Source organism: Rhodococcus sp. G6(2025), assembly GCF_058628105.1.
Genome location: NZ_CP179750.1, coordinates 5,174,492 through 5,199,211, shown reverse-complemented (window position 1 = coordinate 5,199,211; position 24,720 = coordinate 5,174,492). Strand labels below are relative to the sequence as shown.

General features: G+C 67.3%; 22 protein-coding genes. 12 read left to right on the top strand and 10 right to left on the bottom strand.

The window, feature by feature from the left end:
• Positions 1-50 precede the first annotated feature (50 nt).
• Together ACLIVD_RS23850 and ACLIVD_RS23845 are read left to right on the top strand one after the other, a co-directional pair.
• A complete protein-coding gene (locus ACLIVD_RS23850; protein WP_283352520.1) occupies positions 51-680 on the top strand; it encodes an ANTAR domain-containing response regulator in 630 nt (209 codons plus the stop codon).
• 312 nt (positions 681-992) lie between these two features.
• Positions 993-2,315, top strand: a complete 1,323-nt coding sequence (locus ACLIVD_RS23845) for an ABC transporter substrate-binding protein (RefSeq protein ID WP_007295814.1) — start codon at positions 993-995, stop codon at positions 2,313-2,315.
• A 69-nt stretch (positions 2,316-2,384) separates the two neighbouring features.
• Here the strand turns inward: ACLIVD_RS23845 and ACLIVD_RS23840 are convergent, their stop codons facing one another.
• The 4 genes from ACLIVD_RS23840 to ACLIVD_RS23825 are packed head-to-tail and all read right to left on the bottom strand — an operon-like array spanning position 2,385 to position 6,552.
• A complete protein-coding gene (locus ACLIVD_RS23840; RefSeq protein WP_005247455.1) occupies positions 2,385-3,179 on the bottom strand; it encodes an ABC transporter ATP-binding protein in 795 nt (264 codons plus the stop codon).
• Entirely contained in the window at positions 3,176-4,195 is a 1,020-nt protein-coding gene (locus ACLIVD_RS23835; protein ID WP_105413707.1) for an ABC transporter ATP-binding protein, read from the bottom strand. Before ACLIVD_RS23835 ends, ACLIVD_RS23840 begins: the two co-directional genes overlap by 4 nt.
• Positions 4,188-5,177, bottom strand: coding sequence for a branched-chain amino acid ABC transporter permease (locus tag ACLIVD_RS23830; protein ID WP_009473649.1), 990 nt, complete (start codon positions 5,175-5,177; stop codon positions 4,188-4,190). The genes ACLIVD_RS23835 and ACLIVD_RS23830 overlap by 8 nt, the downstream gene beginning before the upstream one ends.
• Positions 5,178-5,181: 4 nt before the next feature.
• Positions 5,182-6,552, bottom strand: coding sequence for a branched-chain amino acid ABC transporter permease (locus ACLIVD_RS23825; protein ID WP_283334311.1), 1,371 nt, complete (start codon positions 6,550-6,552; stop codon positions 5,182-5,184).
• Between the two features lie 226 nt (positions 6,553-6,778).
• Here ACLIVD_RS23825 and polA point away from each other — a divergent pair, with 226 nt between their 5' ends.
• Complete coding sequence (gene polA, locus ACLIVD_RS23820; protein ID WP_491930759.1) at positions 6,779-9,523, top strand: DNA polymerase I; 2,745 nt, start codon at positions 6,779-6,781, stop codon at positions 9,521-9,523.
• Positions 9,524-9,542: 19 nt separating this feature from the next.
• On the opposite strand, the gene trxA is transcribed toward polA, so the two are convergent.
• Positions 9,543-9,911 (bottom strand): thioredoxin, encoded by a 369-nt coding sequence (trxA, locus tag ACLIVD_RS23815; protein ID WP_005247443.1) that lies wholly within the window; start codon positions 9,909-9,911, stop codon positions 9,543-9,545.
• Between the two features lie 73 nt (positions 9,912-9,984).
• Entirely contained in the window at positions 9,985-10,986 is a 1,002-nt protein-coding gene (locus ACLIVD_RS23810) for a helix-turn-helix domain-containing protein (protein WP_491930758.1), read from the bottom strand.
• A 191-nt stretch (positions 10,987-11,177) separates the two neighbouring features.
• Here ACLIVD_RS23810 and ACLIVD_RS23805 point away from each other — a divergent pair, with 191 nt between their 5' ends.
• Complete coding sequence (locus ACLIVD_RS23805) at positions 11,178-12,083, top strand: DMT family transporter (protein ID WP_280782497.1); 906 nt, start codon at positions 11,178-11,180, stop codon at positions 12,081-12,083.
• On the opposite strand, the gene ACLIVD_RS23800 is transcribed toward ACLIVD_RS23805, so the two are convergent.
• Complete coding sequence (locus tag ACLIVD_RS23800; protein ID WP_280782496.1) at positions 12,084-12,605, bottom strand: 2'-5' RNA ligase family protein; 522 nt, start codon at positions 12,603-12,605, stop codon at positions 12,084-12,086.
• 19 nt (positions 12,606-12,624) lie between these two features.
• Here ACLIVD_RS23800 and ACLIVD_RS23795 point away from each other — a divergent pair, with 19 nt between their 5' ends.
• From ACLIVD_RS23795 to ACLIVD_RS23780, 4 genes are all read left to right on the top strand, one after another.
• Entirely contained in the window at positions 12,625-13,722 is a 1,098-nt protein-coding gene (locus ACLIVD_RS23795; RefSeq protein ID WP_283334314.1) for an isocitrate/isopropylmalate dehydrogenase family protein, read from the top strand.
• 148 nt (positions 13,723-13,870) lie between these two features.
• Positions 13,871-14,800, top strand: a complete 930-nt coding sequence (locus tag ACLIVD_RS23790; RefSeq protein WP_050787246.1) for an ABC transporter substrate-binding protein — start codon at positions 13,871-13,873, stop codon at positions 14,798-14,800.
• 20 nt (positions 14,801-14,820) lie between these two features.
• A complete protein-coding gene (locus ACLIVD_RS23785; protein ID WP_280782602.1) occupies positions 14,821-15,804 on the top strand; it encodes an amino acid ABC transporter permease in 984 nt (327 codons plus the stop codon).
• Positions 15,801-16,562, top strand: coding sequence for an amino acid ABC transporter ATP-binding protein (locus ACLIVD_RS23780; protein WP_005247428.1), 762 nt, complete (start codon positions 15,801-15,803; stop codon positions 16,560-16,562). The genes ACLIVD_RS23785 and ACLIVD_RS23780 overlap by 4 nt, the downstream gene beginning before the upstream one ends.
• 39 nt (positions 16,563-16,601) lie before the next feature.
• Here the strand turns inward: ACLIVD_RS23780 and ACLIVD_RS23775 are convergent, their stop codons facing one another.
• Complete coding sequence (locus ACLIVD_RS23775; RefSeq protein ID WP_283352516.1) at positions 16,602-17,495, bottom strand: class I SAM-dependent methyltransferase; 894 nt, start codon at positions 17,493-17,495, stop codon at positions 16,602-16,604.
• Positions 17,496-17,744: 249 nt separating this feature from the next.
• Here ACLIVD_RS23775 and rpsA point away from each other — a divergent pair, with 249 nt between their 5' ends.
• Positions 17,745-19,229: a 30S ribosomal protein S1 gene (rpsA, locus tag ACLIVD_RS23770; RefSeq protein ID WP_005260398.1), complete on the top strand. Its 1,485-nt coding sequence runs from the start codon at positions 17,745-17,747 to the stop codon at positions 19,227-19,229.
• 148 nt (positions 19,230-19,377) lie between these two features.
• Here rpsA and ACLIVD_RS23765 read toward each other — a convergent pair whose 3' ends face one another.
• The gene (locus ACLIVD_RS23765; RefSeq protein WP_280782493.1) at positions 19,378-19,596 is read right to left on the bottom strand and encodes a hypothetical protein; all 219 of its coding nucleotides are present in this window, start codon (positions 19,594-19,596) and stop codon (positions 19,378-19,380) included.
• Between the two features lie 170 nt (positions 19,597-19,766).
• Between ACLIVD_RS23765 and coaE the strand changes: the two genes are divergently transcribed.
• Positions 19,767-20,981 (top strand): dephospho-CoA kinase, encoded by a 1,215-nt coding sequence (gene coaE / locus ACLIVD_RS23760; RefSeq protein ID WP_283334317.1) that lies wholly within the window; start codon positions 19,767-19,769, stop codon positions 20,979-20,981.
• A 1-nt stretch (position 20,982) separates the two neighbouring features.
• On the opposite strand, the gene ACLIVD_RS23755 is transcribed toward coaE, so the two are convergent.
• The gene (locus ACLIVD_RS23755) at positions 20,983-21,501 is read right to left on the bottom strand and encodes a ribonuclease FAU-1 family protein (protein WP_105413716.1); all 519 of its coding nucleotides are present in this window, start codon (positions 21,499-21,501) and stop codon (positions 20,983-20,985) included.
• A gap of 77 nt (positions 21,502-21,578) precedes the next feature.
• Here ACLIVD_RS23755 and uvrB point away from each other — a divergent pair, with 77 nt between their 5' ends.
• Both uvrB and ACLIVD_RS23745 read left to right on the top strand, forming a co-directional pair.
• Positions 21,579-23,741: an excinuclease ABC subunit UvrB gene (gene uvrB / locus ACLIVD_RS23750; RefSeq protein ID WP_280782491.1), complete on the top strand. Its 2,163-nt coding sequence runs from the start codon at positions 21,579-21,581 to the stop codon at positions 23,739-23,741.
• A 30-nt stretch (positions 23,742-23,771) separates the two neighbouring features.
• A complete protein-coding gene (locus tag ACLIVD_RS23745) occupies positions 23,772-24,644 on the top strand; it encodes an SCO6745 family protein (protein ID WP_280782490.1) in 873 nt (290 codons plus the stop codon).
• The last annotated feature ends 76 nt before the right edge of the window (positions 24,645-24,720 follow it).

The window sequence follows — 24,720 nt, the reverse complement described above, 5'->3', positions numbered from 1 at the left end:
TACCCTTCTAACGTTCGCTCCCCGTGCCGGGGTCGTCCGAGCAGAGGAGAATGGTGGCCATGAACGCTCCCCAGCAGCAAGGTGTGCCGTCGCAGCCGCGACGGGTCGTGGTGGCCGAGGACGAGGCGCTGATCAGGCTCGATCTGGTCGAGATGCTGCGGGAAGAGGGCTACGACGTGGTCGGTGAGGCGGGTGACGGGCAGGCCGCCGTCGACCTGGCGGTGGAGCTCAAACCCGACCTCGTGATCATGGACGTGAAGATGCCCCGTCGTGACGGCATCGATGCGGCCTCGGAGATCGCGGCGAAACGTATTGCGCCCGTGGTCATTCTCACAGCGTTCAGTCAGCGCGAGCTGGTGGAGCGGGCTCGCGACGCCGGGGCGATGGCCTATCTCGTCAAGCCGTTCTCCACTGCCGACCTGGTTCCTGCGGTCGAGTTGGCGGCCAGCCGGTTCAAGGAAGTGACCGCGCTCGAGCGGGAGATCTCCGATCTGTCCGAGCGTCTGGAGACCCGCAAGATCGTCGAGCGGGCGAAGGGCGTGTTGATGGAGAAGCAGTCGCTGACCGAGCCCGAAGCGTTCAAGTGGATCCAGCGGGCCGCGATGGACCGCCGGTCGACGATGAAGGCGGTCGCGCAGGTGGTGCTCGAGACCCTCGGTGGGGAAGCTCCCGCCAGCTGACCCGCGAGATCGGCGACGGGCGACGCGTTTTCGCCGGAGGCGTCAGGCGCCGGCGGGGAAGTCCGCGGATCGGCTGGCGTCGGCCCACCGCTGGGTCTCCGGCGTCAGGTGTCGTCGACTCCGTGCGCCTTCTCCTCGGCGCCTGAGGCTTGCCACGCTACGGCCGCGTAAACACTCGTCGTATTCAGATCACAGTAAGGTCACGAGCCTTTCTGGACGGATCGCGAAAGCCGCCGGACCGCTAGCGTCTCATCCCACAGCGGACGCCAACTCTGGTGGCGTCCGCACTCAGGTGATCTAAGGAGAGTTTGGATGGCTAAACGGACCCTCGTGCGGGCGGCCGCGGTTCTCGGCGCGGCATCTCTCGCACTGGCAGGTTGTAGTTCGGACAGTGGCGACGACTCCGCGAGTGGGAGTGACAGCTCTGCCTCGGCCACCACTGTTTCCACCGACTGCACGCCCGAAGAGGCGGCGGCAGCGGGTGCCCCGTCCACGGCGCCGCTGAAGATCGGCACTCTGCTCCCCGACACGGGAAGCCTCTCCTTCCTCGGACCGCCGATGGTGGCGGGCACCCAGCTCGGCGTCAACGACGTCAATGCGGCCGGTGGTGTCCTCGGCCAGCCGGTCCAGCTGATTCCCGGCGACTCGGGCGACACCACCACCGACACGGCGAACACCACCGTCGACCGGGAACTGGCCGCGGGCACCCAGGTGATCATCGGCGCGGCGTCGTCCTCGGTGTCGCTGAAGGTCATCGACAAGGTGTCCAGCGCCGGCGTCGTGATGTTCTCCCCGGCCAACACGTCCGACCAGTTCGTCTGCTACCCGGACAAGGGCCAGTACTTCCGCACCGCCCCCACCGACGTGTTGCAGGCTCAGGCTGTGTCGCAACTCATCTCGGACGACGGCGGCCAGCGCGTGTCCATCCTGGCCCTCAACGACCCGTACGGAACCGGGCTCGCCGACAACATCCAGAAGAACCTCGTCGACGCGGGCATCCCCGAGGACCAGATCCAGAAGATCATCTACGACCCCAACGCGCAGTCGTTCAACTCCGAGATCGACCAGGTCAAGGACTTCGCCCCCGACGCCGTCGCGGTGGTCGGATTCGAGGAGTCGGCGAAGATCATCACCCGCATGCACGAGGTCGGCATCGGCCCGTCCGACGGGATGAAGGTCTACGGCGTGGACGGCAACATGGGTAACGCGCTCGGCGAGTCGGTGGCCGCACCGCTGCTCGACGGCATGCAGGGCACCACGCCGCTCACGGACGTCGGTCCGGCCTTCCAGGATCGTCTCAAGGGCATCAACCCGGGGCTGATCGACTTCAACTACGCCGGTGAGTCCTACGACGCCGTAGTCGTTTCCGCGCTCGCCGCGGAGGCCGCGAAGTCGACGGCCGGTCGCGACATCGCCGCGAACATCAACGCCGTCACCGAGGGCGGAACCCCGTGCACGTCGTACCAGGAGTGCCTGCCGCTCGTGCAGGCCGGCACGGACGTCGACTACAACGGCATCACCGGCAAACTCGACTTCACCGCCGCAGGCGAGCCGTCCATCGGTTCGTACGGCAAGCTGAAGTTCGGTGCCGACAACAAGCTGACGACGGACGGATACATCGTCGTCGGCGGATGATCGCACTCACCTGAAACGGACTGTGGGCCAGGGAAACCTGGCCCACAGTCGTGTCCGGAACCACCGGATCTACTTCTTCTCCTGACTTCCCGCCAGGGTCCCGAGGTACAGCTCGATCACCTTCGGGTCGTGCATCAGGTTGGGTCCCGAGTCGGTGTAGGCGTTGCGGCCCTGGTCGAGGACGTAGCCGCGGTCGCAGATCTGCAGGCACCGGCGGGCGTTCTGCTCGACCATGATCACCGAGACGCCCGCCGCGTTGATTCGCTTGCAGCGGATGAACACCTCGTCCTGGAACATCGGGGACAGTCCGGCGGACGGCTCGTCGAGCAGCAGCACGGACGGTTCCATCATCAGTGCCCGGCCCATCGCGACCATCTGCCGTTCACCGCCGGACAGGGCGCCCGCCTTCACCTTCTTCCGTTCGACGAGCAGCGGGAAGAGGTCGCCGACGAACGCGAATCTCTCCGCGAAGAGCTTGGGCCGCAGATACATCCCCATCTCGAGATTCTCCTCGATGGTGAGCGACGGAAAGACGTTCTGCGTCTGCGGGACGTAGCCGACACCCTTCTGCACGAGAACGTGGGCGGGTTTGGACGTGATGTCCTCACCGCGCAGGGTCACCGAACCCTCACGCACCGGTATCAGCCCGAACAGCGACTTCAGGAGCGTGGACTTCCCGGCGCCGTTGGGACCGATGATGCCGACGATCTCCCCCTCGCGAAGGAAGAAGTTGCATTCGCGGAGGATGTTGACGCCGGGGATGTAGCCGGCCACCACACCGTCCGCGCGGACGAGGGCACCCTCGGCGAGCCGGGCATGCTCCTCGGGTGTGGCCGCGAATTCCGCTGGGGTCAGTTCGGTCATGAGTTCTCACGCCTCAGCTCGGTGATGTCGGGTTCGGAGAGGTCGCCGCCGGTCTCGAGGGTTGCCGCCTCCGCGTTCTCGAGTGCCTCGGCCAGAACGGCCGTCGCGCCCACCGGATTCCCCTCGTCGTCGAACTCGAGCGCCTGATCGTGGTGGCTGCCCAGGTAGGCGTCGACCACCGCGTTGTTGGACGAGAGGTGTCCCGGCGTGGACTCGGCGATCACACTGCCCTGAGCCATCACCACCACCCAGTCGCTGATGTCGCGGATGACGTCCATGTCGTGTTCGACGAACACGACGGTCATGCCCTCGTCCCGAAGCGACTTGATGTGGCCGAGCAGGCTCTGGGTGAGCGCCGGGTTCACGCCGGCCATCGGCTCGTCGAGCATCACCACGGTCGGCTCGGTCATCAGCGCCCGCGCCATCTCGAGCAGCTTGCGCTGACCACCGGACAGCGAGCCGGCGAGATCGTCGGATTTGGTGTCGAGCTTGAACCGCGCGAGCAGTTCGTTCGCTCGTTCGGTGACGGCCCGTTCCTGCGCCTTCCACGTCCACGGCAGGAGCGTGTTGAAGATCCGCTCACCGCGCTGCCCGGTGGCGCCGAGCCGAACGTTGTCGAGCACCGTCAGCTTCGACAGCGCCTTGGTGAGCTGGAACGTGCGGACGACGCCGCGGCGGGCCACCTGGTGCGGATACATCCGGCCCAGCGACTGGCCATCCATCGACCACGTGCCGCTGTCCGGCCGGTCGAAACCGGTGAGCAGGTTGAACAGGGTGGTCTTGCCTGCACCGTTCGGACCGATCAGTCCGGTGATGCAGCCGCGCTGAATCTCCAGATGCGCCACGTCGACGGCCTTGAGCCCGCCGAACGTCCGGGACACGTTGTCGACCACGAGGATCGGGTCGGGTTTCGGTGCGCCGGGGGAGTGCGGGACGTCGGTGAATATCGAGGCTCGTTCCTCGTCGGTGAGCACGGTGTCGGTCTGCAGATGATCCGGCAGTCTGTGGTCAGGCATTGAGCTGCACCTCCCGCTTGTTGCCCAGTATGCCCTGTGGCCGGAAGACCATCAGCACCGCGATCATGATGCCGAGCAGGACGAACCGCATGGCCCCGACCTGCTGTTCCGTCAGCGGCAGCAGCGGCTCCGGCCCGGAGATCGCCTGTCGCAACAGGGCGTCCGGGATGGCCAGCAGGAACCAGAACAGCATCGCGCCGACCACCGGTCCGAAGACCGTGGCGGCGCCGCCGAGGATGAGGGCGCCGAACGCGAAGAACGTCTGTGCGGTGGAGTAGAAGTCGGGGTTGATCGACTTGGTCTGCAGTGCGTTGAACACGCCGCCGAGCCCGCCGATCATGCCGCCGAGGACCAGCGCCTGCATCTTGTAGACGAACACGTTCTTGCCGAGGGCGCGTGCGGCGTCCTCGTCCTCGCGGACGGCCTTGAGGACACGGCCCCACGGGCTGTGCGTCAGGAGGAACACGAACCCGCACAGCACCAGGACGAGAGTCCACCCCACGACCATCGACCAGAGGTCGTCGCCGTAGAACTTCACGCCGAGGAAGTTGTACTGCTTACCCGAGTCGAACGGGCTGAGCGTCGTGAACGGGTCCGCGAAACCGAACAACCCGTTGGTGGATCCGGTGATGGAATCCGACGCGGTGGAGCGGAAGATCAGGCGGAGGATCTCGGATGCGGCGATCGTGACGATGGCGAGGTAGTCGGCCCGCAACCGCAGCGTCGGGATACCGAGGACGACGGCCAGCAGTCCGGCCGCGGCGAGACCGACGAGGATGCCGACCCACAGCGGCTGCTGGTAGGTGACGGTCATGATCCCGACGCCGTAGCCGCCGAGGAGGGCGAAACCGATCTGACCGAAGTTGAGCAGTCCGGCGTAGCCGAAGTGCAGGTTGAGGCCGATCGCCAGCAGCGCGTAGAAGATCGCGGACGGGCCGATCAGCTGGGCGAGCGAGACCTGGAGTGCTCCTGCGATGTCCATGCCCTCACCCGATCCTTTGCCGGCTGCCGAGAATGCCCTGAGGCCGGACCACCAGGATGACGATCAAGATGAGCAGTCCTCCGATGTACTTGAGGTCGGGGTTGATCACCAGCGTCGACAGCTGGACGAGCAGACCGACGATCACGCAGCCGAGCAGCGCGCCGTAGGCGGTGCCGAGTCCGCCGAGCGTGATGCCGGCGAACATCAGCAGCAGGAGCTTGAAGCCCATCTCCCACTGCACGCGGCCGCCGAGTTCGGAGATGCCGAACAGGACGCCGCCGAGCGCGGCGAGACCGCCGCCGAGACCCCACACGAAGCGGATCACCCGTTCGACGTCGATGCCGGACGACGCGGCCAGGTCGCGGTTGTCGGACACCGCGCGCATGGCCTTGCCGATGCGCGTCTTCTGCAGCAGCAGGGCCACTCCGACGAGAACGACGAGACTGATGCCGATGCTCACGAGGTTGGCGTCGGTGATCGCGATCGGACCCCAGTGCCTCTCGACCTGGGCCTGGTAGTCGACGAACGGTTCCGCGCGATCGGAGAAGAAGATCAGGATCAGGTAGCGCAGGGAGATCGCGAGCCCGATCGACACCACCAGCTGCGCTATCAGGCCGGTCTTGCGTCGCCGCAGCGGTTTCCAGATCCCGGCGTTGTTCAGCAGTCCGATCAGGATGCCCACGAACACTGCGAGGATGGTGGCCGGGATCAGCTGCACACCGAACGTCACGTTGATCACCCACGCCGCGACCGCGCCGAGGGTGACGAGTTCGCCGTGCGCGAAGTTCGTCAGGCCGGTGGTGCCGTAGATCAGGCTCAGCCCGACTCCGGCGATGGCGATCACGAGACCGAACCGGAGTCCGTCGATGGTCTGGCGAATCAGCTTCTCGTAGAACGGGACCGCGGAACCGGTACGGGCCTCGCCGAACGAGAAGATCACCGTGTTGGTGCGACCGGCCACCACTTCCCGCTGCACCGTGGCCTGCACGCTGACGTCGTCGGGAAGCGAGTCCGCCACGATCTCGAACGTGTACGTGCCGGGCGCGACCTGGAGTTCCCAGCGGCCGTTCGACTCCGACGTCGCCTTCGCCACCTCGTTGCCCGACGAATCGAGAGCGCGTACCTCGACGTCCGCGAGCCGTTCGCCGGCGTTGTTCAGATTGCCGCTGACCCGCACCGCGTTCTCCGGGGGCGCCGGTTGCCCGCTCGTCGCGGGCGGTGGGGGCGGCGGGGTGGGTTCCTGCGCCGCCGCGGGACCGCCGAAGGCGATCGCCGCGACGAGGCCGAGCAGGACGAGGACGAACGCACGGCCGAGTTGCCGGGTGACCGACCCTCGCCTCGTGCGTTTCCTCGCGGATGTCGGTCGCGTCCTCACTGCTGGGAGTCGCTTCCTCACGGTTGGGGCCACGCAGGTCCTCCGGGGACGTGTAGATCGGTCAGGAACGTGCTGCGACGGACTCGACTACCGCCCGTGCCGCAATTTCCGGACTCTAACGGCTCCGGTCGCGCGAAATGGGGTTCTCGGATTTCCGGCACGTTTCGGTTGGGTATCGAACCATCCGGCTGATCGGTGTCGGATCCGCTCCCTAGACTGGGCAACCGTGAGCCCTGCAACCACCCCCCGGTCCACCACGTCCCCCGCGTCCGGCGCCGCCGCGTCGTCCGACGATCGCCCCACCCTGATGCTGCTCGACGGCCACTCGCTGGCCTTCCGCGCGTTCTACGCCCTGCCCGCCGAGAACTTCAAGACGCACAGCGGTCAGGTCACCAACGCCGTCTACGGGTTCACGTCGATGTTGATCAACCTGCTGCGCGACGAACAGCCCAGCCACGTGGCGGCGGCGTTCGACGTGTCCAGGCAGACGTTCCGGGCCGAGAAGTTCCCGGAGTACAAGGCCAATCGCAGCAAGGCACCGGACGAGTTCAAGGGGCAGGTCGAGATCACCAAGGACGTCCTCGGGGCCCTCGGTATCCCGGTGATGGCCGAGGAAGGCTTCGAGGCCGACGACATCATCGCCACGCTCACCACCCAGGCCGAGGCGCTCGGGTACCGCGTCCTGGTGGTGACCGGCGACCGGGACTCGCTCCAGTTGGTCACCGACGGGGTCACGGTGCTGTACCCCAAGAAGGGCGTCTCGGACCTCACCCGGTTCACACCGGCGGCCGTCGAGGAGAAGTACGGGCTCACACCTGCGCAGTACCCCGACTTCGCGGCGCTGCGCGGCGACCCGAGCGACAACCTGCCGGGCATCCCGGGGGTGGGGGAGAAGACCGCCACCAAGTGGATCAAGGAATACGGCGATCTCGTCGGCCTGGTCGACAACGTCGACAAGGTCCGCGGCAAGGTCGGTGACGCGCTGCGCGAGAACCTGCCGAACGTCCTGCTCAACCGGGAACTCACCGAAATGGTGCGCGACGTCCCGCTGCCGTACACCCCGGACCAGCTGATGCTCGCGCAGTGGGATCGGGAGAAGATCCACGCGCTGTTCGACGACCTCGAGTTCAAGGTGCTGCGCGACCGGCTGTTCGCCACGCTGGCCCCCGTCGAAGCCGAGGCCGAGGAGGGCTTCGAGGTACGGGGGAGCGCGCTCGATCCCGGGGCGGTCGCGGACTGGCTGTCGGCGCACGCGTCGACGGGCGAGCGATCCGGCGTGTCGGTGGTCGGCACCCGCACCCCGTACGGCGGTGACGTGACGGCGATCGCCATCGCCGCCGCAGACGGCGAGGGCGCCTACATCGCCACCGCGTCCGCCACCCCGGAGGACGAGAAGGCGCTCGGCGACTGGCTCGCGGACGCCGGTCAGCCGAAGGCCCTGCACGAGGCCAAATGGGCGATGCACGCGCTGCGCGGACGCGGCTGGGTGCTCGGTGGTCTCACCAGCGACACCGCGCTGGCGGCCTACCTGGTGCGTCCCGGGCAGCGGACGTTCAACCTCGACGACCTGTCGCTGCGGTACCTGCGCAGGGAGCTGCGGGTGGAGGAGACCGGCCAGGAGCAGCTGTCGCTGCTCGACGACGCCGACCAGGTCGACGCGGAAGCCGCCGAGACCGAAATTCTCAGCGCCAGCGCCGTCCTCGACCTCGCGGCCGCGCTCGACACCGAACTCGACAACATCGAATCGACGGCTCTGCTGTCCGAGATGGAGTTGCCGCTGCTGGAGGTGCTGGCCGACATCGAGGCGTCCGGTATCGCCGTCGACGGCACCCACCTGCACGACCTGCAGAGCCGATTCGCGGCCGAGGTCTCCGCGGCGGCGGAGGCGGCCTACGGGGTCATCGGCAAGCAGATCAACCTCGGGTCGCCCAAGCAGCTGCAGGTCGTGCTGTTCGACGAGCTGGAGATGCCCAAGACGAAGAAGACGAAGACCGGGTACACCACGGACGCCGAGGCGTTGCAGAACCTGTTCGAGAAGACGTCGCACCCGTTCCTCGAGCACCTGCTCGCGCACCGCGACGCGACGCGGCTGAAGGTCACCGTCGACGGTCTGCTCAAGACGGTCGCCGAGGACGGGCGGATCCACACGACGTTCAACCAGACCGTCGCGGCCACCGGCCGGCTGTCGTCGACCGAGCCGAACCTCCAGAACATCCCGGTGCGCACGGATGCAGGCCGGCAGATCCGGGACGGCTTCGTCGTCGGCGAGGGCTACGATTCGCTGCTCACGGCCGACTACAGCCAGATCGAGATGCGGATCATGGCCCACGTGTCCGGCGACGAGGGCCTGATCGAGGCGTTCAACACGGGCGAAGACCTGCACAGCTTCGTCGGCGCGCGTGCGTTCGGCGTGCCGATCGAGGAGGTCACACCGGAGCTTCGCCGCCGCGTGAAGGCGATGTCGTACGGGCTGGCGTACGGGCTGAGCGCGTTCGGTCTGGCCGCCCAGCTCAAGATCTCGACCGAAGAGGCCAAATCGCAGATGGAGGCGTACTTCGCCCGGTTCGGCGGGGTCCGCGACTACCTGCACGAGGTCGTCGAGCAGGCCCGCAAGGACGGCTACACGTCGACGCTGTACGGGCGTCGCCGCTACCTGCCCGACCTCACCAGTGACAACCGCCAGCGGCGGGAGGTCGCCGAGCGCGCCGCGCTCAACGCCCCCATCCAGGGCACGGCCGCCGACATCATCAAGGTCGCGATGATCAACGTGCAGCGATCACTGCGCGACGCGGGCCTGAAGTCGCGGATGCTGCTGCAGGTCCACGACGAACTCGTGCTCGAGGTCGTCGATTCGGAACGAGAACAGGTCGAACAGCTGGTCCGCGACAAGATGTCCTCGGCCATCGAGCTGTCGGTGCCGCTCGACGTGTCCGTCGGCACCGGTCGCAGCTGGGACGCCGCCGCACACTAGGCGGCGGCGGTCCTCCGCCCTATTCGGCCGGCGCCTGCTCGGCGATCTGCTTACGCACCTCGTCCATGTCGAGGGCCTTGACCTGCGTGACCAGATCCTCGAGCGCCGCAGGCGGCAGCGCACCCGGCTGGCTGAACACCAGCACACCCTCGCGGAACGCCATGATGGTCGGGATCGACCGGATGTTCGCGGCGGCGGCGATGCCCTGTTCCGCCTCGGTGTCGACCTTGGCGTGTACGACGTCGGGGTGCTGCTCGGACGAGGCCTCGAAGGTGGGGGCGAAGGAGCGGCACGGACCGCACCACGATGCCCAGAAGTCGACCAGAACGACGTCGTTGCCGGTCACGGTCTCGTCGAAGTTCTGCTGAGTCAGAGTCTTGGTGGCCACAAGGGTCCTTTCGTTCGGTGACTGCTTTGCGTGTGCAACGCCGCGCCGCCGTCGATTCTTCCCTGCGGCGCCGTCAGCCGGTGCGCTCCGTGTCCCGGAACGTGCGGCGGTACGCCTGCGGGGTGGTGTGCCGCAGCCGCAGGAAATGCTGCCGCAGCACGGCGCCGCCGCCGAAACCGACCCGTTCGGCGATCACGTCCACCGACAGGTCCGAGTTCTCCAGCAGGTGCTGCGCGGCCAGCACCCGCTGATCGCTGAGCCAGCGGGCCGGGGTGGTTCCGGTCTCGGCCTGGAACCGCCGCGCGAACGTGCGGGGCGACATGTTGGCCTTGGCCGCCACCGCGGTCACGGACAGGTCGAGGGCGAGGTGCTCGGTCATCCAGTCGAGCAGCGGGCCGAGGGTGTCGATCGTCGTCGACGGCAGCGGCATCGCCACGTACTGCGCCTGACCGCCGTCCCGGTGCGGCGGGACGACCATGCGCCGCGCGATCCCGTTGGCCACCCGGCTGCCCTGCTCCTTGCGCACGATGTGCAGGCACAGGTCGATACCCGCGGCGGTGCCCGCGCTGGTCAGGACGGGATCGTCGTCGACGTACAGGACATTCGGGTCGACCGTCGCAGCCGGGTGGAGGTCGGCGAGCCGCTGAGCGTGCCGCCAGTGGGTGGTGCACTTGCGTCCGTCCAGCAGTCCGGCCGCGCCGAGCACGAAGGCGCCGCTGCAGAGGCTGGCGACCTTGGCGCCCCGGTACACCGCGGCCCGGAGTTTGTCGAGGAGGGGGTCCATGCACGGGTCGGGGTCCTTCGCGCAGACGAAGGTGCCGTCCGCCTCGGCGTAGGTTCCGCCCGCGGGAACCACGATGAGGTCGGCGTCGTCGAGCCGGTCGAGGTCGTACGGGACGTCGATGCCGTAACCGAATCGGGTGCGGATGGGTTCCCGTGAGCCGGCGACGAGGGAGAAGTCGTAGGTGGGAAGTCCGTCGTCGGATCGGTCGAAACCGAACACCTCGCAGGCGACTCCGAGCTCGAACGCTTCGGTGAGCGGCATGAGCGGGACTACGACTTTTTTCAGCACCATCCCACTATGGCAGAAATATGGTCAACAATGTCGTTTCTGCCACTATTTCTCGGACGCCGATGCTACGAGGCTGAAGAGATGACAATCCTGGTCGTGGTACTCCTCGTGTTCCTGGCGCTCGACGCGCTGGCGCTCGCCGGCCGCACGCCCGACACGCACAACGAAGTCATCCAGCACGGGGACTTCCGGTTTTGAGAGGGAATCTGGCGGTCCAGTACGCGGGCACGGCGCTCGCCTGGGGCGCGAGTTTCCTCTTCATCAAGGTCGGGCTCGAGGGCCTGTCCTTCACGCAGGTCGTGCTGTGGCGACTCGTGTTCGGGGCGGTGACCCTCGGTGCCGTCCTCGGACTCACCCGGACGCGGTTGCCGCGCGAAGCGGCGACATGGGCGCACCTGTCGGTACTGGCGGTCGCCCAGTGTGTGGTGCCGTGGTTGCTGTTCAGCTGGGCCGAGCAGAGCATCAGTTCGGGCCTGGCCAGCATCTACAACGCGACCACACCGCTCATGACGATGTCGGTGGCACTGGCGTTCCTGCCGGGGGAGAAGCTTACGGACGCAAAGCTGTTCGGCCTCCTGCTCGGATTCACCGGGGTGGTCGTGGTGCTGGCGCCGTGGCAGGCGGGGATCATCGGCAGCGTCCCCGCCCAGCTCGCGTGCCTCGGTGCGACCGCGTCGTACGGCGTGGCACTGGTCTACCTGAGGCGGTTCATCCTTCCGCGAGGCGTCGGAACACCCACCATCGCGTTCATGCAGGTGTCGATCGCCGCGGCCGCCATGCTCCTCGCCACCCCGTGGGTCGCGAGCACGCCGATGCACCTGACCCCCGCGATCGTCGCCTCGATGATCGGGCTCGGGGCGTTCGGCACCGGGCTGGCGTTCGTGTGGAACACGAACGTGGTGCGCGGCTGGGGGCCCACCGCGGCCTCCACCGTCACCTACCTGACGCCGGTGGTCGGGGTCGTGCTCGGCGCGGTCGCGCTCGACGAGCACATCTCCTGGAACCAGCCCGTCGGGGCACTCGCGGTGATCGCGGGAATCGTCGTCACCCAACGGTCTTCGCGCAAGGCCGCCGAGACGGTCGCCGCGGACGCACCGTGATCACGGCGGTGCCGTGACCACCCACTCGCGTTTGGCGTCCCCGTCCCACCGGCGCACCACCGACGCCCGGCCGACGATGTCGCCACCGTCGAGCAGCCGCGCGGCCTCCGCGATCTGATCGGCAGGCAGTCGCCGCGCGAGAGTCACGTGCGGCGTCCACTCGCCCGGGCGGATGTGCGGCGTGATCTCCGTGGCGTGCGCCGCGAGATCGAACACGCTGCGGTGAAGGGACAGCAGGGCCTTCGACGGCACCACCAACCGCGACAGCGTGACGTGCCTGCCGCCGAACATCACGAGCCCGCCCAGCCTGATGTGGAACGAGGGCGTCGCGATCCGGCGGCCCAGCAGTTCGTCGATCTCGGGCGGGATGTGGCGTGCCACGAACAGGGTGATGTGGGGCCGATTCGATTCGGCGCGAACGCGAGTGCGGCTGGGCATCCCGGCATCCCACAGGCGTTGCCACTCCGCGCGCACGGCAACGTCGGTCGCTTCGTCGAACAGCAGTTCCACCGACTGGACCATGGTAGGCAATGATGGCCTCATGAGCGGTGCCACGGCAAACATTTCCGATACCCGGATCGGCGTGCTCCTCGGCGACGGCATCGGTCACGAGATCGTCCCGGCAACCCAGCGGGTGGTCTCGGCAGCGGTGACCGCGGCGGGCGGCGGCGCCGTCGACTGGGTGGAACTGCCCCTCGGCCTGGGTGCCATCGAGTCGCACGGAACGCCGATCCCCGACTCCACGCTCTCCGCGCTGGACGAACTCGACGCCTGGATCCTGGGCCCGCACGACAGCGCCGCCTACCCGGAACCGTTCCGCGGCCGGCTGACCCCCGGCGGGGTGGTGCGCAAGAGATTCGACCTCTTCGCGAACATCCGCCCCGCCCGCTCGCTCGAGGGCGTCGCCTCGACGGTCCCGGACATGGACCTGGTGATCGTCCGGGAGAACACCGAAGGGTTGTACGCGGACCGGAACATGTTCGCCGGCAGCGGCGAGTTCATGCCGACCCCCGACGTGGCGCTGGCGGTCGGCGTCGTGACGAGGAAGGCGTGTGAGCGCATCGCGCACACCGCATTCGCGCTGGCGCGCACCCGCGGCCGCCACGTCACGATCGTGCACAAGGCCAACGTCCTGTCGATGACGACCGGACTGTTCCGCGACGTCTGCCGGGAGGTGGGGGAGCGCGACTACCCGGACGTGCGGATCGACGACGAGCACGTCGACGCCATGACCGCGCACCTCGTCCGCAGGGGGCGCGACTTCGACGTCGTGGTGACGGAGAACATGTTCGGCGACATCCTGTCGGATCTGACGGGTGAGCTGTCCGGCTCGCTCGGCACCGCCCCGTCGATCAACAGTTCGGAGACCAAGGTGATGGCGCAGGCGGCGCACGGAGCCGCGCCCGACATCGCCGGACACAACCGGGCCAATCCCACGGCGCTGATGCTGTCGGCCGCGATGATGCTCGAATGGCTCGGGGACCGCCGCGCAGACCGGCATCTGGGCGGCGCGGCACACCGGATCCGCGACGCGGTCCGTGCGACCATCGCGTCCGGAGTCGCCACGGCTGACCTGGGTGGACTCGCGTCGACCGGTGAATTCACCGAGACCGTCCTCGCCCGGACACTGCGTCGCTGAAACCGCCGCCACGGGCCGGGACAGGCCGTTAATGTTCGGTAACGACGTCCGCAGATGCGGGTGCCGTAACCTACCGTTCGACTATTCGGAGTTCGAGAGTTCTCCGTCGCCGTAGCTCGCTCGGTGTACCACGATTTCCTTGGAGGACATGCCAGTGTCTGGTCGATCCGTCTTCGCGCGAGGCCGAGTGGCCCGCACCATCTGTGCACTGGCGGGCGGCAGTGCTCTGCTGCTCGCCGGATGCGCCAGCAACACCGAGGGCGGCGGTACGCCTTCCGGAGAAGAGACCGTCGCCGTGGAAGTCGACAAGGTGGATGCCATCGCGGCGACACTGCCCGAGAAGATCGCGTCGTCCGGCAAGATCATCGTCGGTGTCAATATTCCCTACTCGCCCAACGAGTTCAAGGATCCGAGCGGCAAGATCGTCGGCTTCGACGTCGACCTCGTGGACGCCGTGAGCAAGGTGCTCGGCGTGACACCGGAGTACACCGAGGCGGACTTCGACAAGATCATCCCGTCGATCCAGGCCGGCAGCTACGACATGGGTATGTCGTCGTTCACGGACACCAAGGAACGCGAGCAGTCGGTCGACTTCACCACCTACTTCAGCGCCGGAGTGCAGTGGGCGCAGCCCGCAGGCAAGTCCGTCGACCCCACCAACGCCTGCGGCCTGCGGGTCGGCGTGCAGACCACCACCATCGAGGATCTCGAGGAGGTGCCCGCCAAGAGCGCGGCGTGCGTGGCGGCCGGGAAGCCGCCCATCGAGATCGTGAAGTTCGACAGCCAGGACGACGCCGCCAACGCCGTCGCGCTCGGCAAGGTCGACGCGATGTCCGCCGATTCGCCCGTCACCGCGTACGCGATCAAGCAGAGCGACGGCAAGATCGAGGCCGCGGGCGAGGTCTTCGACGCCGCGCCGTACGGCTGGCCCGTCGCGAAGGGTTCGCCGCTCGCGCAGACCCTCCAGCAGGCGCTGCAGCACCTCATCGACGACGGCACCTACCGGACGATCGCGGAGAACTGGGGTGTCGAGGCGGGCGTCATCACCACGTCCCAGATCAACGGCGCCACGAGCTGAGCGGTTGACGAGTGTCTGACGTGGAGAAGGCTCCGGACCGGTCCGGCACCGAGGCGGGGCAGGAACCGGAACCGATCAAGGCGATCCCGCTGCGGCGGCCCGGCCGCTGGATCGCCGCGATCGTCGTCGGTCTGTTGCTGGCGCTGTTCGTCAACGGTGCGCGCACCAACGAGGCGTACCGCTGGGACGTCTACGCCCGGTATCTGTTCGATGCACGGATCTCGGCCGCGGCGTGGAACACCATCCAGCTGACGATCCTGTCGATGGCGATCGCCATCATCCTGGGTGTCGTCCTCGCCGTCATGCGACTGTCGCCGAACCCGGTGCTGAAGGCGGCGTCGTGGGGTTACCTGTGGATCTTCCGCGGGACCCCGGTCTACGTGCAGTTGGTGTTCTGGGGACTGTTCCCGTCGATCTACAAGCAGCTGGATCTGGGCATCCCGTTCGTCCACCAGTTCGTGCACATCGACCTGCAGGGGATCAACGCGGCGTTCCTGTTCGCGGTGATCGGTCTGGGACTCAACGAGGCCGCGTACATGGCCGAGATCGTCCGGGCCGGCGTGAACTCGGTGGCCGAGGGGCAGACCGAGGCGTCGGTGGCGCTCGGCATGACATGGTCGCAGACCATGCGCCGCACGGTCCTGCCGCAGGCCATGCGGGTGATCATCCCGCCCACGGGCAACGAGCTGATCAGCATGCTGAAGACGACATCGCTGGTCACCGCGGTGCCGTACAGCCTGGAGTTGTACGGACGTGCCAGAGACATCTCGGGTGCGAACTTCCAGCCGATCCCGCTGCTGATGGTGGCCGCCACCTGGTACCTCGCCATCACCAGCCTGCTGATGATCGGCCAGTTCTACCTGGAGCGCTACTACTCGAAGGGTGCGTCCCGCAAGCTCACCCCGCGGCAACTGCAGGCGCTCGCCGACGCGCAGGGCAAGCCGCTGGTGATCGAACCCGGGCCCGAGACCTTGCCCGACACTCCCGGAGGGGAACGACGATGACGCCGATGGTCAAGGCGGACCGGGTCTGCAAGAACTTCGGGGCGCTGAAGGTACTCAAGGGTGTGTCGCTGGAGATCGACGCCGGTCAGGTCCTGTGCCTGGTCGGGCCCTCGGGCTCGGGGAAGTCGACGTTCCTGCGGTGCATCAACCACCTCGAGCAGGTCAACGCCGGGCGGCTGTACGTCGACGGCGAGATCGTCGGGTACTCCGAGCGGGGCGGCAAGCTCTACGAACTCCATCCCAGAGCGGCCGCGAAGCAGCGCCGCGACATCGGGATGGTCTTCCAGCACTTCAACCTCTTCCCGCACCGGACGGCACTCGAGAACATCATCGAGGCGCCCATCCAGGTGAAGAGGCTGAGCAAGAAGAAGGCGCTCGAGCGAGGACGTGACCTCCTCGAGCAGGTGGGCCTGAGCGAGAAGGCGGACGCGTACCCGGCGCAGCTGTCGGGTGGTCAGCAGCAGCGCGTCGCGATCGCCCGCGCGCTGGCGATGGACCCCAAGCTGATGCTGTTCGACGAGCCGACGTCCGCCCTCGACCCGGAGCTGGTCGGGGAGGTGCTGACCGTCATGAAGGATCTCGCGGCCGGCGGCATGACGATGGTCGTCGTCACGCACGAGATGGGCTTCGCACGCGAGGTGGCCGACCAGCTCGTGTTCATGGACGCCGGCGTCGTCGTCGAATCGGGGAACCCCCGCGAGCTGCTCGCCAATCCGCAGCACGACCGCACCAAGTTGTTCTTGTCGAAGCTGCTGTAGTGGCCTCCGGCCCCGTGAGTACTTCTCAACCGCGGGCGGTTAAGAAGTACTCACGGGTTTGCGGCAGCTGAAGATGGCGGTGCCGGGGAAGATCTGTCCCCGCAGCGGGCTCCACTGCCCCCATTCCCGGTCGAGCCATTCGGGCCACTCCGGCTCGATGATGTCGCGTACCTCCAGTCCGGCCGACACGATCTCGCGCACCCGGTCGCCGATGGTCCGGTGGTGCTCGACGTAGGTGGGGACGCCGTCGCCGTCGACCTCCACGTAGGGGGTGCGGTCGAAGTAGGGGAGCGACGCGGTGAGCCCTCGGGGGCCCGGGTCGTCCGGGAAGATCCAGCGGATCGGATGGTTGACGGCGAACACCCACGCACCGCCCGGGCGGAGTACCCGGGCCACTTCACTCATCACCTGCTGTGAGTCCGCCACGAACGGAACCGCTCCAAAAGCCGAACACGCGATGTCGAAGCTCGCGTCGGCGAAGGGGAGGTGCTCGGCTCCCGCATGAACGAGCGGCACGGTCGCGCCGCCCGCCCGCATGGCCTCGACCCCGCGGGTCAGCATCGACATGGACAGGTCGAGCCCGACTGCCCGGGCGCCCCGGCCGGCGAGCCACCGCGCGCAGGGCGCGGAACCGCATCCCACCTCGAGGACGTCCTTGCCCGCCACGTCACCGAGAAGGTGGTAGTCCCCCTCGTGGAGGCCCTCCGGACACCAGACGAACTCACCCTCGGACGAGTCCACGCCGAGGAACTCGCCGTGGGTGCGGTGGTAGTCGTCCGCATCGGCGTCCCACCAGGCACGGCTCGCGCGTTCGCTGGACTCGGAATCGACGCGGACGCGGCTCACCCCGGACGTTCCGAGCACGCTGTTGGCGGTGCCGTGTCGGTCGTCTTCCGGGGACAGAGGAGAATCGGACGGGCGAGGATCGGGCATGGGCAACAGAGTAGAGCGTGGGAACGTGCCCGGGTTTGCCCAGCTTGCCCACGGGCGCGTAGCCTATTGCACGCGAGTGTCTATGTGTGCGGCATCGGATTCGGTTCAGTTCGAGTTTGTTCGGTTCCAGTCGGGTGTCGTTCACTGCGCTTGCGGTGATCTGATTCGGCGGAGTGTTTCGTCGGTTCAGGTTGCTTGTCCGACAGAACACCATCAACCGACCACAACCCGTCCGGAGCAACTCAACACATGCCCTCCACCACCGTGACCTCGCCGCAGGTAGCCGTAAACGACATCGGCTCCGCCGAGGACTTCCTCGCCGCCATCGACGCAACGATCAAGTACTTCAACGATGGCGACATCGTCGAAGGCACCATCGTCAAGGTCGATCGCGACGAGGTCCTGCTCGACATCGGTTACAAGACCGAAGGCGTCATCCCTTCCCGTGAGCTCTCCATCAAGCACGACGTCGACCCCAACGAGGTCGTCTCCGTGGGCGATGAGGTCGAAGCTCTCGTCCTCACCAAGGAGGACAAGGAAGGCCGGCTGATCCTGTCGAAGAAGCGCGCTCAGTACGAGCGTGCCTGGGGCACCATCGAGGAGCTCAAGGAGAAGGACGAGGCCGTCAAGGGCACCGTCATCGAGGTCGTCAAGGGCGGCCTGATCCTCGACATCGGCCTGCGTGGCTTCCTTCCCGCTTCGCTCGTCGAGATGCGCCGTGTCCGCGATCTGCAGCCGTACGTCGGCAAGGAGATCGAGGCCAAGATCATCGAGCTCGACAAGAACCGCAACAACGTCGTCCTCTCGCGCCGTGCATGGCTCGAGCAGACGCAGTCCGAGGTTCGCAGCGAGTTCCTGCACCAGCTGCAGAAGGGCCAGGTCCGCAAGGGCGTCGTGTCCTCCATCGTCAACTTCGGTGCCTTCGTGGACCTGGGCGGCGTCGACGGCCTGGTGCACGTGTCCGAGCTGTCCTGGAAGCACATCGACCACCCGTCCGAGGTTGTCGAGGTCGGCACCGAGGTCACCGTCGAGGTTCTCGACGTCGACCTGGACCGCGAGCGCGTCTCCCTGTCGCTCAAGGCGACGCAGGAAGACCCGTGGCGTCAGTTCGCCCGCACGCACGCCATCGGCCAGATCGTGCCCGGCAAGGTCACGAAGCTGGTTCCGTTCGGTGCCTTCGTGCGCGTCGAAGAGGGAATCGAAGGCCTCGTCCACATCTCCGAGCTGGCCGAGCGCCACGTGGAGGTCCCGGACCAGGTTGTCGGCGTCAACGACGATGCGCTCGTCAAGGTCATCGACATCGACCTCGAGCGTCGTCGCATCTCGCTGTCGCTGAAGCAGGCCAACGAGGACTACAACGCCGAGTTCGATCCGTCCAAGTACGGCATGGCGGACAGCTACGACGAGCAGGGCAACTACATCTTCCCCGAGGGCTTCGATCCCGAGACCAACGAATGGCTCGAGGGCTTCGACAAGCAGCGTGAAGAGTGGGAGAACCGCTACGCCGAGGCTGAGCGTCGTCACAAGATGCACACCGCTCAGATGGAGAAGACCGCTGCAGACGAGGCCGCCGAGGCTGCCACCGCTGCTGCCGGCTACTCCTCCGAGTCGGGTGCCGGCGACGCCGACGCCGCTTCGGCTGCCAGCACCTCGTCGTCCGAGTCTGCCGGCGGATCGCTGGCCAGCGACGCACAGCTCGCCGCTCTGCGCGAGAAGCTGTCGGGCAACGCCTAGCAAGTCCGCCTGACTCGTCAGGCAAAGCCGAAGACCCCGCTCCTGCCCTGCAGGGGCGGGGTCTCGTCGTTGCAGGACGTCCGAACATGACTGTGGCCCAACCTCTCCGGAGGTTGGGCCACAGTGGTGTGGGGGGTGAGGCTGGTGCTCAGTTCGCGGTGGCGGGAATCCAGTAACCGGACGACGGCTGTACGTCGGCGCGCTTGCGCATCGTTGCGAAGCTGTGCCTGCCCTGGCTGATGAGTGCCGTGAGCCAGGTCCGGCGGTGGTCGGCGAGCGCGGAGGCCACCTCGGGGATCTCCATGCAATGCACCCCGCCCGCAATGCCGAGGCGGTGCCGACCGAACTGGTTGCGGTGATCGCGCATGGCGTTCCTCTTCTTCGAGAAGGTGCAGGTCGGGTGCGTTCGCTAGAACATAACCGACCGTGTCGGACATCTGTGGTATTTGGGGCAGGTGAGTCTGCAGAGGGAGGAGAGGGTGGAGATCGGCGAGGGACGTGCGTACTCGGTGCGCGGCGGGTGCAACACTGGGAGGCGTGTTGAGAATCGGCCTCACTGGAGGCATAGGAGCCGGTAAGTCCACCGTGTCGAAGGTCCTCGCCGAACTCGGGGGAGTGATCGTCGACGCCGATCTGATTGCGCGGGAGGTCGTCGAACCCGGAACACCCGGCCTCGTCGCGCTCGTCGACCGGTTCGGCGAGGAGATCCTGACGGAGGACGGCACACTCGACCGGCCCGCCCTGGCTGCCCGCGCCTTCGCCGACGACGAATCGCGGCTCGGGCTGAATGCGATCGTTCACCCGCTCGTCGGGGCGCGCACCACCGAGACGATCGAATCGGCGCCCAAGGACGCCATCCTCGTCCAGGACATTCCGTTGCTGGTCGAGGGCGGAATGGGCGCGGCCTTCCACCTGGTCGTCGTCGTGTTCGTCGATGCCGAGGAGCGGGTGCGGCGGCTTGTCGGATCGCGGGGAATGCCCGAGACCGATGCGCGCGCGCGGATCGCAGCCCAGGCCGACGACGATCAGCGGCGGGCGGCGGCGGACGTCTGGCTCGACAACAGCGGTGCCCCTGGCGCGCTCGAGCCGGCGATCCGGGCACTGTGGTCGGAGCGTCTCGTGCCCTTCGAGTCCAACATCCGCACGCGGACCGTCGTCCGGGTCCTGCCCGAACTCGCTCCGCCGAATCCGCAGTGGCCGGCGCAGGCCGACCGGCTGATCGCTCGCGTGAAACTGGTGTGCGGCGACCGCGCCATCCGGATCGACCACATCGGGTCGACGGCCGTCGAAGGATTGCCCGCCAAGGACGTCATCGACGTCCAGGTGACCGTCGCGAACCTCGAGACCGCGGACGACCTCGCCGAATCCCTCGCCGACGCCGGGTTCCCCCGCATCGAGCACATCACCGCCGACGACCCGAAGCCCTCGTACCAGGGCGGAGAGACCGACCCGGCCCTGTGGGGCAAGCGAATCCACGGCGGTGCCGATCCCGGACGGCCCGTCAACATCCACATTCGCGTCGACGGGTGGCCCGGACAGCAGTTCGCGCTCGTCTTCCGCGACTGGCTCCGCGCCGACACCGAGGCCCGGACCGAGTACCTCGCGGTCAAGGAAGGTGCGGCGGAGAAGGCGGCCGGTCACACGGACTACCGGGACGCGATCACCGCCTATGTGGACGCGAAGACCCCGTGGTTCGACCGTGCCTATCACCGGGCGTGGGAATGGGCCGAGCGGACCGGCTGGAGCGCGTAGGTCACCGCCAGTCGATCGGCATCCCGATCGAGGCCAGCCAGCGGCCGAGGTCGTGGCCGTGCGCGGCGATGCCGTCGATCGCCGTGGTGGCGGTGAGGATCGCCCGCTCGGCCGTCGCCGTGTCGAGCAGGCCGGTGGTGTGCGCCTCCATCAGCTCGTCGACGTCGAGGAGTTCGGTGTCGCGGCCGGTGCGGACGACCAGGTCCAGGTAGTGGTCCTCGGACTTCCACACGTCGTCACCCCGGGTGAAGCTGCCGATGTCGACGTAGTGGTCCTGATCGCGCTGGTGGTAGGGGTGGTAGTGGAAGATCGACGCCCGCAGGCCGAGGTCGGGGAGCAGCCACGACTCCAGGTAGTGGAACTGCCGGTGGTCGGAGGTGCGCGCCATGTACAGCCCCCACGGTTCGACGCGGTAGTGATCGACGTGGCGGACGAACCCCTTGGGGTCGGTGTTGGTGTGATCTCGTAGGTCGAAGTACTCGACCTTCGGTGGGTGGATGTCGTGACTCGCGCCTGCCATGGTGGGGAACCTACCGGGTTTTTCAGCTGACGGAGATCGTCGGAGAGTTTGTCGGTACCTGCGCCTACCCTGGTTGTATGGCGTTTGCATCCGAGCACCCCGTGGTGGCACATTCCGAGTTCCGTCCCATCGGGGAGATCGAGCGGTCGGAAGCGCGGTTCGAGGTCGTCAGCGACCACAAGCCGGCCGGCGATCAGCCCACCGCGATCGCCGATCTGGAACGCCGCATCAACGCCGGCGAGAAGGACGTGGTCTTGCTCGGCGCCACCGGTACCGGCAAGTCCGCCACCACGGCGTGGCTGATCGAGAAGGTGCAGCGGCCCACCCTGGTGATGGCGCCCAACAAGACGCTCGCCGCGCAGTTGGCCAACGAGCTGCGCGACATGCTGCCCAACAACTCCGTCGAGTACTTCGTCTCGTACTACGACTACTACCAGCCCGAGGCGTACATCGCGCAGACCGACACCTACATCGAGAAGGACTCGTCGATCAACGACGACGTCGAGCGGCTGCGCCACTCCGCGACGTCGAGCCTGCTGTCGCGGCGGGACGTGGTCGTGGTGGCGTCCGTGTCGTGCATCTACGGTCTCGGCACCCCGCAGTCGTACCTCGACCGCTCGGTGCAGCTCGAGGTCGGGGTGGAGGTTCCGCGCGACGCTCTGCTGCGGCTGCTGGTCGACGTGCAGTACACCCGCAACGATCTGGCGTTCACCCGCGGATCCTTCCGGGTGCGCGGCGACACCGTCGAGATCATTCCCTCGTACGAGGAGTTGGCGGTCCGGATCGAGTTCTTCGGCGACGAGATCGAGGCGCTGTACTACCTGCATCCCCTCACCGGGGACGTGGTGCGGAAGGTCGACTCGGTGCGCATCTTCCCGGCCACGCACTACGTCGCGGGTCCCGAGCGGATGGAACGTGCCGTCAAGGACATCGAGGCCGAACTCGAGGAACGGCTCGCCGACCTCGAGAACAAGGGCAAGCTGCTCGAGGCGCAGCGTCTCCGGATGCGCACCCAGTACGACCTCGAGATGATCAAGCAGGTCGGGTTCTGCTCCGGCATCGAGAACTACTCGCGTCACATCGACGGTCGCGGGCCGGGTACGGCGCCCGCCACGCTGATCGACTACTTCCCGGAGGACTTCCTCCTCGTCATCGACGAGTCCCATGTGACGGTCCCGCAGATCGGCGCGATGTACGAGGGCGACATGTCGCGCAAACGGAATCTCGTCGAGTTCGGGTTCCGGTTGCCGTCCGCCACCGACAACCGCCCGCTGACGTGGGAGGAGTTCACCCAGCGCATCGGGCAGACGGTGTACCTGTCGGCCACACCCGGCAAGTACGAGCTCGGGCAGGCAGGCGGAGAGTTCGTCGAGCAGGTCATCCGCCCCACCGGTCTCGTCGACCCCCAGGTGGTCGTCAAACCGACCAAGGGGCAGATCGACGACCTCGTGCACGAGATCCGCGAACGTGCCGACCGGGACGAGCGCGTCCTCGTCACCACGTTGACGAAGAAGATGGCGGAAGACCTCACCGACTACCTCCTCGAACTCGGTATCCGGGTGCGGTACCTGCACTCGGACATCGACACCCTGCGACGGGTCGAGTTGCTCCGGCAACTTCGTTTGGGGGAGTACGACGTCCTGGTGGGTATCAACCTGCTGCGGGAGGGCCTCGACCTCCCCGAGGTGTCGTTGGTCGCCATCCTCGACGCCGACAAGGAGGGCTTCCTCCGGAGCTCGACCAGCCTCATCCAGACGATCGGCCGCGCGGCTCGTAACGTCTCCGGCCAGGTCCACATGTACGCCGACAAGATCACCGACTCGATGCAGCACGCGATCGAGGAGACCGAGCGGCGGCGTGAGAAGCAGATCGCCTACAACGAGAAGATGGGCGTCGATCCGCAGCCGCTGCGGAAGAAGATCGCAGACATCCTCGACCAGGTCTACGAGGAAGCCGAGGACACGGCCAGCGGAGTCGACGTCGGCGGTTCCGGCCGCAACGCCACTCGCGGGCGCCGCGCCCAGGGCGAGGCCGGGCGCTCGGTCAGCGCCGGGGTGTACGAGGGCCGCGATACGAAGTCGATGCCGAGGGCGGAGTTGGCAGATCTGGTCAAGGAATTGACCGATCAGATGATGAACGCCGCCCGAGATCTGCAGTTCGAACTCGCCGGACGACTGCGCGACGAGATCGCCGACCTGAAGAAGGAGCTGCGCGGCATGGATGCCGCGGGCCTGAAATAGCGGGCGCGCCCAGGCAGTACGGTCTGAAGCATGGATGCACACAACGCAGGTCGTACCGCCCGGTCCTTGGAGTTGCTTCATTCGCTCAGCTATTTCGTTCCCGAGGTCGAGAATCGTCTGGTCGAGGCGGGCCTCGCACCGGGTCGGATGGGCTACTTCGCGGGCCGCTCCGCGCCGATGGGCGCGGTCGGTGCGGGCGTCGTCACTGCGACCTTCTACAACTTCAGTCCGGCCGTGATCGAGTCGGTCATTCCGCGTGCCTGGGGTCTGGCCACGCCCGCGGCAGTCGTCGACGCGCGGTACCGGGCGGTCGGGGAGGCGTATGTGCGACTTCTCGGCGAATCGGTGACGAATTCACCGGAGATGGCCGAGGCCGCCGAACTCGCGTCGATCGCGGCCCGCGGAATCCCGGGTGTCGAGGGACGGCCGCTGTACGCGGGGTACGCGGGGGTGGAGTGGCCGGACACACCGCACCTCGCCTTCTGGCATGCCCTCACATTGCTGCGGGAGTACCGCGGCGACGGTCACGTCGCCGCCCTGCAGACGGCGGGACTGAGCGGACTCGAATCGCTGATCACGCACACCGCGACCGGGTTCGGCTTCCAGAAGAAGTTCGCGATGACGCGCCGCGCCTGGACCCAGGACCAGTGGGACTCGGCGAGCGACAGTCTGCGTGACCGCGAGATCCTGGATGCGCGGGGCGAACTCACCGCCGACGGCAAGGAGTTGCGCGAACTGGTCGAGGATCTCACCGACGATCTCGCGCTGGCTCCGTGGGCCGCGCTGGGGGAGGACGGGGCGGCCCGGCTCGTCGAACTCGCAACCCCGTGGCGCGACGCGATCGTCGCGGCGGGCGTGTTCCCCGCCGGCGTGTTCGGTCCCAAGGTCGGCACGTCACGCTGACGCTGATCACAGCCGAAGCGCCTCCGGAATGTGATCCGTCATGCACTGGGGATATCCCCTGTGGCATGTGTTGCAA